The sequence below is a fragment of the Actinomycetota bacterium genome (assembly GCA_036280995.1).
Taxonomy (GTDB): Bacteria; Actinomycetota; CALGFH01; order CALGFH01; family CALGFH01; genus CALGFH01.
The window spans coordinates 1-10,590 of record DASUPQ010000263.1; the positions used below are offsets into that span (position 1 = coordinate 1).

At 73.4% G+C, this 10,590-nt stretch carries 12 protein-coding genes; 4 read left to right on the forward strand and 8 right to left on the reverse strand.

The window, feature by feature from the left end:
- Positions 1–299: 299 nt before the first annotated feature.
- Positions 300–893 (reverse strand): potassium channel family protein, encoded by a 594-nt coding sequence (locus VF468_08780; GenBank protein HEX5878401.1) that lies wholly within the window; start codon positions 891–893, stop codon positions 300–302.
- A gap of 210 nt (positions 894–1,103) precedes the next feature.
- Here VF468_08780 and VF468_08785 point away from each other — a divergent pair, with 210 nt between their 5' ends.
- Positions 1,104–1,538: a hypothetical protein gene (locus VF468_08785; protein HEX5878402.1), complete on the forward strand. Its 435-nt coding sequence runs from the start codon at positions 1,104–1,106 to the stop codon at positions 1,536–1,538.
- Between the two features lie 65 nt (positions 1,539–1,603).
- On the opposite strand, the gene VF468_08790 is transcribed toward VF468_08785, so the two are convergent.
- The 3 genes from VF468_08790 to VF468_08800 all read right to left on the reverse strand — a co-directional run bounded on the left by VF468_08790 (position 1,604) and on the right by VF468_08800 (position 5,291).
- Positions 1,604–2,101, reverse strand: coding sequence for a DUF1269 domain-containing protein (locus tag VF468_08790; GenBank protein ID HEX5878403.1), 498 nt, complete (start codon positions 2,099–2,101; stop codon positions 1,604–1,606).
- A 101-nt stretch (positions 2,102–2,202) separates the two neighbouring features.
- The gene (locus VF468_08795) at positions 2,203–3,630 is read right to left on the reverse strand and encodes an ATP-binding protein (GenBank protein HEX5878404.1); all 1,428 of its coding nucleotides are present in this window, start codon (positions 3,628–3,630) and stop codon (positions 2,203–2,205) included.
- Positions 3,627–5,291, reverse strand: coding sequence for an FAD-dependent oxidoreductase (locus VF468_08800; GenBank protein HEX5878405.1), 1,665 nt, complete (start codon positions 5,289–5,291; stop codon positions 3,627–3,629). Before VF468_08800 ends, VF468_08795 begins: the two co-directional genes overlap by 4 nt.
- 53 nt (positions 5,292–5,344) lie before the next feature.
- Between VF468_08800 and VF468_08805 the strand changes: the two genes are divergently transcribed.
- Positions 5,345–6,133, forward strand: a complete 789-nt coding sequence (locus VF468_08805) for a maleylpyruvate isomerase family mycothiol-dependent enzyme (protein ID HEX5878406.1) — start codon at positions 5,345–5,347, stop codon at positions 6,131–6,133.
- 11 nt (positions 6,134–6,144) lie between these two features.
- Here VF468_08805 and VF468_08810 read toward each other — a convergent pair whose 3' ends face one another.
- From VF468_08810 to VF468_08820, 3 genes are read right to left on the reverse strand one after another with little or no spacing between them, the layout of a single operon-like run.
- On the reverse strand, positions 6,145–6,513 hold the full coding sequence (locus VF468_08810; GenBank protein HEX5878407.1) for an RNA-binding S4 domain-containing protein: 369 nt from the start codon (positions 6,511–6,513) through the stop codon (positions 6,145–6,147).
- A gap of 11 nt (positions 6,514–6,524) precedes the next feature.
- Positions 6,525–7,451, reverse strand: coding sequence for an SPFH domain-containing protein (locus VF468_08815; GenBank protein HEX5878408.1), 927 nt, complete (start codon positions 7,449–7,451; stop codon positions 6,525–6,527).
- A gap of 4 nt (positions 7,452–7,455) precedes the next feature.
- On the reverse strand, positions 7,456–7,890 hold the full coding sequence (locus VF468_08820) for an NfeD family protein (protein ID HEX5878409.1): 435 nt from the start codon (positions 7,888–7,890) through the stop codon (positions 7,456–7,458).
- A 190-nt stretch (positions 7,891–8,080) separates the two neighbouring features.
- Between VF468_08820 and VF468_08825 the strand changes: the two genes are divergently transcribed.
- Both VF468_08825 and VF468_08830 read left to right on the forward strand, forming a co-directional pair.
- Positions 8,081–8,737, forward strand: coding sequence for a CGNR zinc finger domain-containing protein (locus VF468_08825; GenBank protein HEX5878410.1), 657 nt, complete (start codon positions 8,081–8,083; stop codon positions 8,735–8,737).
- A gap of 29 nt (positions 8,738–8,766) precedes the next feature.
- The gene (locus VF468_08830; GenBank protein ID HEX5878411.1) at positions 8,767–9,999 is read left to right on the forward strand and encodes an MFS transporter; all 1,233 of its coding nucleotides are present in this window, start codon (positions 8,767–8,769) and stop codon (positions 9,997–9,999) included.
- Positions 10,000–10,266: 267 nt separating this feature from the next.
- On the opposite strand, the gene VF468_08835 is transcribed toward VF468_08830, so the two are convergent.
- A partial coding sequence (locus tag VF468_08835) for a hypothetical protein (GenBank protein ID HEX5878412.1) occupies positions 10,267–10,590 on the reverse strand: 324 nt, incomplete at its 5' end.

Genomic DNA, 10,590 nt, shown 5'->3' on the forward strand with positions numbered 1-10,590 from the left:
GGACACGGCCGGGGCGACCGGGCTGCCGGTCCGCCGCACCAGCCAGGTGGCCAGGAACGGCGCCGTGCCCCCGAACAGCGGGAGCGCCCCCATGGTCAACCCATCACGGGTCAACCCATCACGGACCTCGACCCAGCCCGTCGGGGTCCGCCACACCAACGCCCCGGTATGACGATTCGACAAGAACGCATACCCATCGATCGGCGCAAACGGCGACGGCATCGCCGCATCCTGCAACCCCTCAGGGTCCTGGATGGCGGCCGGCTGCCGGTCGATGTTGGCGATCTCGACCTCCCCGCTCAGGTCCCTGGCCCGTCGTGCTTGGCAAGGTACGGCGGTGCGGGCGGGCCAGCATCCCCCCGATCGGGTGAATCGGACGCTCCGGCCGCCCCGGCCCGCCGCTCGCGGCCCTGCTTGACGGCGCCGAGCATGAGCCGCAGGACCAGGCCCACCACCAGCAGGTCGCCCACCATCTGGACCATGGTGGTGATGCGGGCGGCGTCGGTGACGGGGGCGATGTCGCCGAACCCGACGGTGGCGAACACCGTGATCGTGAAGTAGAGGGCGTCGGTGCGGCTCAAGGGCTCGGTGAAGGCCTCCGCCTGGGTGTCGGCCAGTTTCACGTAGGCGGCCGCGAACACCAGCAGGAACAGGGGGATGGCGGCGCCCAGGGCCTCGATGGCCCGCAGGGCCGGGTAGGCCGACCGCAGGATCGACCGGACCTGCCAGGTGATGACGGCGGCGAACAGCGCCAGCCCGGCGGCCAGCAGCACGAACGTGGAGGCGTCGACGACGGCCGTGAAGGGCAGGCGGTAGTACAGCACCACCAGCACGGTCGAGGTCAGCGTGGCCCGCAGCACCGCCTCGACCACCCGCCGCCGGGGTGTCGTCACCGACCGACCTCCCCCGGTATCGTGATGTCCCCCGCCCATTATGGGACCGCGGATCGGCCCTGGCGGCATCGTCCTGATCGGGTGATCCCACCGCCGGAAACCTCATCCCAAAAGGGTGATGCCGCGGTACTGGCCCGGTGCCATGGTTCGCTCGGTCATCCATGGCGGCCTGCCAGTGTGGCCGGCCGCGGGACAAGGAGGGAACCAGCAATGTCCAACGAGGCGTATCAGGCGTCCGGAGCCCGCGCGGACCGGGAGGCGAGCGGGTGGGCGGTCGGGTTCATCCTGTTCGCCGCGATCCTGATGATCATGTCGGGCATCTTCCAGGCCCTGCAGGGCCTGATCGCCATCTTCGAGAACGAGTTCTACGTCGCCACCCGCAACTACACCTTCCAGTTCGACGCCACCAGCTGGGGCTGGATCCACCTGCTGCTCGGCCTGGTGGTGGCCTTCGCCGGCTATGGGCTGCTGTCGGGCCGGACCTGGGCCCGGGTCGTGGCCATCACCCTGGCCGTCCTCAGCGCCATCGCCAACTTCCTGTTCATCCCCTACTACCCGTTCTGGTCGCTGCTCATCATCACCCTGAACGTGTTCGTGATCTGGGCCGTCGCCGCCCACGGCGGTGACCTGCGCGACCGGGTCTGACGGCGGGAGGTGGAGAGCCCGTGGCGCGGTGCCGCGCACGGGCTCCCACCATCAGCTGACGTCGCTCAGGCGCTCGTCTCCTCGCCGTGCAGGGCGCCCTGGAGCTGGGCCTCGGCGTCCTTGGACAGCGACGACTTCAGGACCGTCCCGCCGTACTGGCGCAGGCCCTCGACCGCCTTGTCCGGGGTCACCTTCTCCACGACCAGGAACAGGGCCGAGGTGCCGGGCTTGAGCATGTCCCGGACCTGGTCCTGGAACTCCTTGTCGATCCCGGTCTTCTCCACCTTGCCCATCAGGGCCCCGAGGCCGGCGCCGACCGCCATCCCGAAGAACGGGACGAAGAACAGCATGCCGAACAGCATGCCCCAGAACATCCCCCAGGTCGCTCCCGCCCCCACCGCGTGGTGGTTGGTGGTGACCCGCAGCTTGCCCTCGCGGTTGCGGACGATCGCCGCCACCGCGTCGGGCTGGATGATGAGGTCCCGCTCGAGGCGGCCGACCTCGTCCATCGCGGCCAGGGCCGTGGTCTCGTCGGGATACCCGATCGCCAACAGGTCTGCCATCGCTTCCCTCCCGTCACCGTCGGCGCCGGTCGCCGACGCGCCGGCCCATGGAACTCCGGAGCCAGGCCCGGAGCATCCTGCGGATGGGATGAATGGTGCCCTCACCCGTTCTGGGTGAGCGGCAGCAGGACCTGGAAGCGGGTGTCGCCCGGGGCCGAGGTGAAGCGCAGGTCGCCGTGGTGGCGCTGGACGACGATCCGCCAGCTGATGTCGAGTCCCAGGCCGGTGCCCTGGCCGACCGGCTTGGTGGTGTAGAAGGGCTCGAGGACGTGGGCGGCCGCCGCCTCGGGGATGCCGGCGCCGTTGTCGCCGATCTCGACCAGCACGTGGTCGCCCTCCCGGGCCGTGCGCACGGTCAGCCGGCCGGTGCCGTCCATGCCCCCCATGGCGTCGACGGCGTTGTCGACCAGGTTGGTCCAGACCTGGTTGAGCTCGCCGGCGTAGGCGGGCAGCTCGGGCAGCGACCGGTCGTAGTCCCGGACCACCTCGATGCCCGTCTCCAGCTTGTGCTTGAGCATCGTCAGGGTCGACTCGAGTCCGTCGTGGACGTCGACCTGCTGGAGCGGGCTGCGGTCCATCTGGCTGTACTGCTTGGCCGCGCCGATCAGGGCCGAGATGCGGGCGGACGCCTGGCCGACCTCGTCCAGCAGGCTCTCGGCCTCGCAGGTGATGGCGGCGAGCCCGACGGCGTGGGGCAGCGCCTCGGCCGGGATCGCGGCGGCGACCCGCTCCAGCCAGCCGGTGCCGACCCCGGCCGCGACCAGCGGCGGGGCCAGGTCCCAGGCGCCGGTGACGCCGTGCTCCTCCAGCCAGCCGCCCAGCTCGTCCTCGCGGTCGGAGGCCCCCAGCGGCGACAGCGGCGCCTGGTCGGCGCGGCCGGCGGCGGCCTGGCGGACGAGGGCGACCAGCTCGGCCAGCCGCCCCCCGTCGAGGCCGCCCCCGGCGAGGGCGGCCAGCTCATCCCAGAGGCCGTGCAGACGCTCGGCCAGGGTGGCCGTGGCCCGGGCGGCGGCCGTGGCCGGGTTGTTCAGCTCGTGGGTGAGGCCGGCGGTGACGGTGCCGAGGGCGACCAGCCGCTCGCGCGTGCTGAGCGTCTGCTGGGAGCCCATCCCCTGGATGGCGAACCCCTCCAGCATGTGGGTGGCCATCGGGAACCACTCCCGCACCGCCCGGCCGAAGTCCTCGGCGGACAGCACCCAGAAGCGGCAGTCGGTCACGGCACGCAGCCCGGTGCCGTAGGAGCGCGCCATCGGCAGGTCGAGGTAGGCAAAGAACGCCCCGGCGTAGGTGCCGCGGTGGTCGGTCCGGTTCACCTCGATCTCGCCGCCGGGGGCCCGCATGACCAGCGACAGGGTGCCCTCCAGGAGCACGTACAGGCAGGTCGCGGGCTCACCGACGCGGTAGATCGTGGTGCCGGCCTCGTAGGCGGCGACCTCGCCCCGCTCGGCCAGCCAGGCCAGCTGATCGTCGCTCAACCGTTCGAACAGGAACAGCTCGCGGAGGGCGGCGGGAGCGAGGCGCTCGGTCACTGGGCCTCCAGGTAGCGGTGGACGAGCTGGATGGCCATGGCGCCCTCCCCCACCGCCGAGGCGACCCGCTTCACCGAGTTGGCGCGGGCGTCGCCGGCGGCGAACACGCCCGGGACGCTGCCCTCCAGGTAGTAGGGGTCGCGGTCCAGCGGCCAGCCGCGCGGCCGCCGGCCGCCGCGAAGCAGGTCCGGGCCGGTGACGACGAAGCCCCTGGCGTCGCGCTCCACCACCTTGTCGAGCCAGTCGGTGCAGGGCGCCGCCCCGATGAACACGAACAGGAAGGCCGCCGGCACCTCCTCGACCTCGCCGGTGGCGGCGTCGCAGAGTCGCAGGCCCTCCAGGTGCTCGGTCCCCTCCACTCCGGCGACCTCGGTGTTGGTCCGTACCTGGATGTTGGCGGTGTCGCGGATCTGGCGGATGAGGTAGTGGGACATGGAGCGCTCCAGGCCGTCGGCGCGGACCAGCAGGGTGACCCGCCGGGCGTGCCGGGACAGGAACACGGCCGCCTGGCCGGCGGAGTTGGCGCCCCCGACGACGTACACGTCCTCGTCGGCGCAGGCCGGGGCCTCGGTCGCGGCCGACCCGTAGAAGATCCCGCGGCCGGTGAGCTCGGCCACGCCGGGCACCTTCAGGGTGTGGTAGCTGACCCCGGTGGCCAGGACCACGGTGTGGGCGGCGACCTCGCCGCCGTCGGCGAAGCGGACCACCCGGGACGAGCCGCGGGCCTCCAGGCCGGTGACGGTGGCGGCGGTGAGGACCTCGGCCCCGAACTTGCCGGCCTGGCGGCGGGCCCGGTCGGTGAGCTGGGCGCCGCTGACCCCGTCGGGGAAGCCGAGGTAGTTCTCGATCCGGGCGCTCTGGCCGGCCTGCCCGCCGGTGGCCTCCCGCTCGACCAGGACGGTTCGCAGCCCCTCGGAGGCGGCGTACACGGCCGCACCCAGCCCGGCGGGGCCGCCGCCGACGATGACGGTGTCGTAGAAGCCGGTGGCCGGGGTGGTCGGCAGCCCGACCCGGGCCGCCAGCTCCTCCACGCCCGGGTCGACCAGGGCGTCGCCCTCGGGGGTGACGACCAGGGGGACGCCGGCCTCGTCGAGCCCGGCCGCCTCGAGCAGCCGCCGGCCCTCGGGGTCGTCGGCGGTGAGCCAGCGGTACGCCACCGAGTTGCGGGCCAGGAAGTCCCGCACCTCGTAGGACCGCGCCGACCAGCGGTGCCCCACGACCCGGGTCGCGCCGGCCTGCTGGTCCCCGGTGTCGCGCCACAGCTCGATCAGCTCGTCCACCACCGGATAGAGCTTCTCGTCGGGGGGTTCCCACGGCTTCAGCAGGTAGTGGTCGAGGTCGATCACGTTGATCGCCTGGATGGCGGCGTCGGTGTCGGCGTAGGCGGTGAGCAACGCCCGCCGGGCGTTCGGGAACAGGTCCATGGCCTGCTCCAGGAACTCCAGGCCGCTCATCTCCGGCATCCGGTAGTCGGCCAGCAGCACCGCCACCGGGTCGCCGCGGAGCTTGATCTCGCGCAGCGCCTCCAGCGCCTGCGGACCCGACTCGGCCCGGACGACACGGTGGTCCTGCCCGTAGCGGCGGCGCAGGTCGCGGGCGACGGCGCGCGACACCCCGGGGTCGTCGTCGACCGTGAGCAGGACCGGTTTGCTGGTCTCCATGGTGCCCGATGGTAGGGTCGGGGCCGGACAGCAACAACCGCACGGGGGAACGCATGGCGCGCCTGGACCACGACCGCTGCTGCGACGAGGTCGTCACCCAGACCATGCTGCTCAGGGACACGGTCTCGGGCGCCGACCTGTCGCAGGTGGTGCCCACCACGCCCGACTGGACCCTGGGCGACCTGGCCCGCCACGTCGGCGGCAACCTCCTGGCGGGCGAGCAGGCCGTCCGCACCGGCACGGCCGTCACCGAGCCGGAGCGGCAGGTCCCGGGCCACGGCGGCCCGGCCGGCGACGACCCGGCGGCGCTGGACGCCTGGCTGGCCGAGGCGGCCGAGCGGTTCGCCGAGACGCTGCGCAAGGCCGGGCCCGCCACCGAGGCCCAGATCTGGGTGGTCCGCTGGCCCACCGCCGCCTGGGCCCGCCGCGCCGCCCACGACGTGGTCGTCCACCGCGCCGACGCCGCCGGGGCGGTCGGCGCCGCCTACCTGGTCGACCCGGAGGTGGCCGCCGACGCCGTCGACGAGTTCCTCGACCTGCTGAGCAATCCCCAGGTCGCCGGGTCCGGGGACGGCGGCGGGGACGCCGGACTCCGCGGGACCGTGCACCTGCATGCCACCGACACGCCTCCCGGGCTGGCGTCGGAGTGGCTGGTCGAGCTGGAGCCCCCCACGTTCAGCTGGCGCCTGGCCCACGAGAAGGCGACCGTGGCCGTCCGCGCCCCGGTCGCCGACGTGCTCCGGGTCGTGACCCGCCGCCTGCCGCCCGGTGACGGCGCCGTCGAGGTCCTCGGCGACCGGGCCCTGCTCGACGCCTGGCTGGAGCGGCTCGTCCTTCGCTGACCCGGCGGCGGTCAGCCGCGGCGGCCGCGGGTGCGGTCGAGCTGGCGCCGGTCGCGCTTTGTCGGGCGGCCCATGCCGGGGTCGCGGCGGCCCGGCCACGCCTGAGGGTCGCGGGGCGGTGGCGGCGGGCTGCGGTCGATCAGGCACTCGGCCGCCGGACCGGCCCCGACCCGGGTCTCGATCGGCCGCACGACCTCGACGACCCGTTCCCGGTCGCCGACCCGGAGGCGGACCGTGTCGCCCTCCTTGACGGTGGCCGCCGGCTTGGCCCGGGCCCCGTTGACCTGCACGTGCCCGGCCCGGCAGGCCTGGGCCGCCCCGGACCGGGTCTTGGTCAGCCGCACCGCCCACAGCCAGCGGTCGACCCGGACCTTGTCCACGTGGCGCAGGGTCAGCGGGCGTCGTACGGCGGCTGGATCCGCCTGCTCTCCGGGGCGCGACCCGGCTCCTCGCCCTCGCCGAAGGCGCGGCTGATCGACCGCAGGGCCGAGGTGACCTCGCTCGGGATGACCCAGAAGGTGCTGCCCTCACCCTTGGCCAGCTGGGGCAGGGTCTGGAGGTACTGCCAGGCCAGCAGCTTGGGGTCGGCGTCGTTCTGGTGCACGGCCTGGAACACGGTCTCGATCGCCTGGGCCTGCCCCTCGGCCTTGAGGATGGCCGACTGGCGCTCGCCCTCGGCCCGCAGGATGGCGCTCTGCTTCTCCCCCTCGGCGGTCAGGATCTGCGACTGGCGCACGCCCTCGGCGGTCAGGATGGCCGCCCGCTTGTCACGGTCGGCCCGCATCTGCTTCTCCATCGCCTGCTTGATCGGGGCCGGCGGGTCGATGGCCTTGATCTCCACCCGGTTGACCCGGATCCCCCACTTGCCGGTGGCCTCGTCGAGCACGCCCCGCAGCTCGCTGTTGATCTTCTCCCGGGAGGTCAGCGTCTGCTCCAGATCCATGCCGCCGATCACGTTGCGCAGGGTGGTCACGGTGAGCTGCTCGGCCGCCTGGATGAAGTTGGAGATCTCGTAGGCCGCGGCCCGGGCGTCGGTGACGTGGAAGTACAGCACCGTGTCGATGTTGACCACGAGGTTGTCCTCGGTGATCACCGGCTGGGGCTGGAACGACACCACCTGCTCGCGCAGGTCGATCGTGGGCCGCACCCGGTCGACGAACGGGATGACGAAGTTGAGACCGGGCTCCAGGGTCTTGTAGTAGCGGCCCAGCCGCTCCACGTTCCGGGCCCGCGCCTGGGGCACGATCCGCACCGAGCGGACCACCACCAGCGCCGCCAGCAGCGCGGCGACGAAGGCGACGACGGCGACGACTTCCATTTGGTCACTCCCGCGGGTACACGAGGGCGGTCGCCCCCTCGATCTCGATCACGTCAACGGTGGTCCCGGGCGGGATCACCAGGGTCTCGTCGTAGGCCCGGGCCGACCACTCCTCGCCGCCGATCCGCACCCGCCCGGCATGGCCGGTGACCTCCTGCACCACCCGGGCCTGCCGCCCCACCAGCGCCGCCACCCCGAACCGGTGCTGCGGCCCGAACCTGGGGCGGAGCTGCCGCCTGACCAGCGGCCGGATCCCGACCAGCCCGGCCACGGCCACCACGGCGAAGGTGACGCCCTGCCAGAACACGTCGAGCCCCAGCGCCGCCGCCCCGGCCGCGGCCAGCGCCGCCACGGCCAGCAGGCCCAGCGCGGCCGTCAACGTGAGCAACTCGGCGACCCCGAGGATCGCCGCGAGAATGATCCAGACAACCGATTCCATCGCCGCGTGTTCCTCCCAGCCCAGAATACGCCTGCACGCTGCGGCAGGAAGTCACCTCGGTGACAGCGGTTGGCGACCGTCTTGCCGCTGAACACCCGCCCCGGCCCTACCGGCGTTTCCACCGGGCCCTCGCCGGAACGAAGGCAGCATGAGCTACCATCATAATGGCATTTGATGGTAGCATGCATGCATGGATGTTGCCGAACTCCCGCTCGTCGGCGGGCACCCGGCGCTCGATCTGGTGAACACCGTCGAGCGCGGGACGCCGGCTCCGGGCGGCCAACCGCTGGACTACCTGACCGATCCGCCGGCGCTGCTGCGCTGGGCACGGCGCGTGAGCATGGTCGACGAGGCGGAGGTCGGTGCCGTCACCGACAGCTGGGAGCGGGACCCGAGTTCAGCGCACGCCGCCCTGGCGGCCGTCCGAGACGTCCGGGAAGCGCTCCACGTGGCCCTGCTGGCGGCGATCGGTGCGGTCCCATCCGACACCGGGACCGTCGCCGGCGCCTTGGAGCGGCTGCACAGCAGGTGGGCTGCCGCGGTCGGACGCTCCCGGCTGGTGCTCGAACCCGAGGGGGCGGCCGCGGCCCAGCTGGCTGTCGGGGCGACGCCGGGGCCACTGGTCCCTGACCGCGCCGCCGCCGCCGCCGTGGACGTGCTTCGCACGGCCGAGCTGGCCCGCCTGCGGCGCTGCCCCCCCGATGCCGGGGGCTGCGGCTGGGTCTTCCTGGACCAGAGCCGCAACGGCTCGCGCCGGTGGTGCCGGATGGCCGACTGCGGAACAACGGCCAAGGCCCGCCGTCTCACCGAGCGTCGACGCGCCGCCCGGGCGCCTTTACCAAAGTAGCTACCTGCTGAATCAATAGCGGAGGAAGCATGACTGGGAGGCGCAGCACCGCAACGGCGGTCGCGGCCCTGCTGGCGCTGGCGGTGGCCGCCTTCACCTACGTCACCGCCGAGACCTTGCCGATCGGCCTGCTCCTGCTCATGACGGCGGACCTGGACGTCGCTCCGTCGGCCGTCGGCCTGCTGGTGACCTACTACGGGCTGGTCGTCGTGGTCGCCTCCCTCCCGCTCACCCACGTGACCCGGCGGGTGCCGCGCCGGCAGCTGCTGGCCGGCCTGTTGGCCGTGTCCGTCCTGGCCACCTGGGTGTCGGCCGCTGCCTCCAGCTACTGGGTGCTGCTCGCCGCCCGGGTGGTCACCGCGCTGAGCCAGGCGCTGTTCTGGTCGATCGTGGTCCCGACGGCCGCCGGGCTCTTCCCGCCGCGAGTACGCGGCCGGGTGATCGCGGTGGTGTTCGCCGGAAGCTCACTGGCCGCCGTCCTGGGCCTGCCGGTGGGGACCTGGCTCGGCCAGCAGGCCGGCTGGCGGACCGCGTTCCTGGGGCTGAGCGCGTTCGGGCTTGCGGCGATGGTCACCATCGCCACCTGCCTGCCGACCGCCATGCCGGGAGGCGGCCACGCCGCCCGCGGAACCACCCCGGATGCGCGCCGCTACCTGACGCTGATGGCGATGACCATCTTGGCCACCACCGGCACGTTCGCCGCCTTCACCTACGTCGCACCGTTCCTCACCGAGGTCAGCCAGTTCCCGGCGGCGGCGACCGGGCCGTTGCTGCTGGTTCGTGGCGTGGCGGGCATCGTCGGGGTCGCCGTCGGCGGGGCCCTGGTCGACCGCAGCCCATGGGCGGCGATGCTCATCCCGGTCACGGCCCAGGCCACGGCGCTGCTCGGCCTCTACGCCCTGGGCGCGACACCGGTCGCCGCCGCCGGGCTGGTCGCGCTGTCAGGGCTGTCGTTCGCCGCCCTGACCACCGCCCTGGCCAGCCGGGTCCTCCAGGTCGCGCCGGGCAGCGCCGACCTGGCGGCCGCCGGCGCGTCCACCGCGGTCAACGTCGGCATCACCGCCGGCGCGTTGATCGGCAGCATCCTGCTGCCCGGCCTCGGTGTCCGCAGCACCGCCCTCGTCGGCGGCCTGCTGAGCCTCGCCGCCCTCGGCGTCGCCCTCTGCGAGCCGCTGGTCGCCGCCAACGGCCGCATGCGGGTAACCATCTGCCCTCGTTTCCTGGCAGGCGGTGCTGGCGGGCGAGCAGCAGCCTCGGGCTGACGGTGCAGGCCAGCGAGGGTTGGGCCAACCTGCCCGCGGGGAGCGCGTCCGCCCCAAGCGGTGCCAGCCCGAGGCTGCCCGGGCCGGATAGCCAGCCGGGTCAGCTGCCAATCTGCCCCGCCGGACGGCAGACCGTCCGAGCATCGGCGCCCTGGGTATCCCTGACCCTGAAGCTGGCCCGGCGCCGACCCCGCAGCAGATCACCGATGCCGCCAAGCAGCTGTTCTCGGCCGACGCCGCCGGGCGCCCGGCTCCAGCACGTGGAGGTCAGTCCGGGTGACCGGCCGTCCGGTCCCGTTCGTCGGCGACGCGGTCCCGCTCGTCGGCGATCCGGTCACGGTCATCAGCGGCCCGCTCGCGCGCATCAGCGAGGCGGTCGCGCTCGTCGGCGGCATGGTTGCGTTCGTCGGCGTGGCGGTCCCGCCCCTCGGCAGCGACCTGAGCCTGGTCAAGCGCCGCCCGGCGCTCGGCCATGTCGGCCTGGGCGTCCTGGAGGGCCTGCTCGGCGGCCTGGGCGCGGACCTCGGCCTCCCGCACCCGGACATCGTCCAGGGCCAGGGCGGCCAGCCGTTCACGCTGGGCGTCCTGGAC

Bases quoted from the DNA above. Each gene is read 5' to 3' on its own strand.
- VF468_08825 (HEX5878410.1), top strand. From the start codon at position 8,081: ATGGATGTTGCCGAACTCCCGCTCGTCGGCGGGCACCCGGCGCTCGAT.
- VF468_08785 (HEX5878402.1), top strand. From the start codon at position 1,104: ATGTCCAACGAGGCGTATCAGGCGTCCGGAGCCCGCGCGGACCGGGAG.
- VF468_08805 (HEX5878406.1), top strand. From the start codon at position 5,345: ATGGCGCGCCTGGACCACGACCGCTGCTGCGACGAGGTCGTCACCCAG.
- VF468_08815 (HEX5878408.1), bottom strand. From the start codon at position 7,451: ATGGAAGTCGTCGCCGTCGTCGCCTTCGTCGCCGCGCTGCTGGCGGCG.
- VF468_08820 (HEX5878409.1), bottom strand. From the start codon at position 7,890: ATGGAATCGGTTGTCTGGATCATTCTCGCGGCGATCCTCGGGGTCGCC.
- VF468_08790 (HEX5878403.1), bottom strand. From the start codon at position 2,101: ATGGCAGACCTGTTGGCGATCGGGTATCCCGACGAGACCACGGCCCTG.
- VF468_08800 (HEX5878405.1), bottom strand. From the start codon at position 5,291: ATGGAGACCAGCAAACCGGTCCTGCTCACGGTCGACGACGACCCCGGG.
- VF468_08830 (HEX5878411.1), top strand. From the start codon at position 8,767: ATGACTGGGAGGCGCAGCACCGCAACGGCGGTCGCGGCCCTGCTGGCG.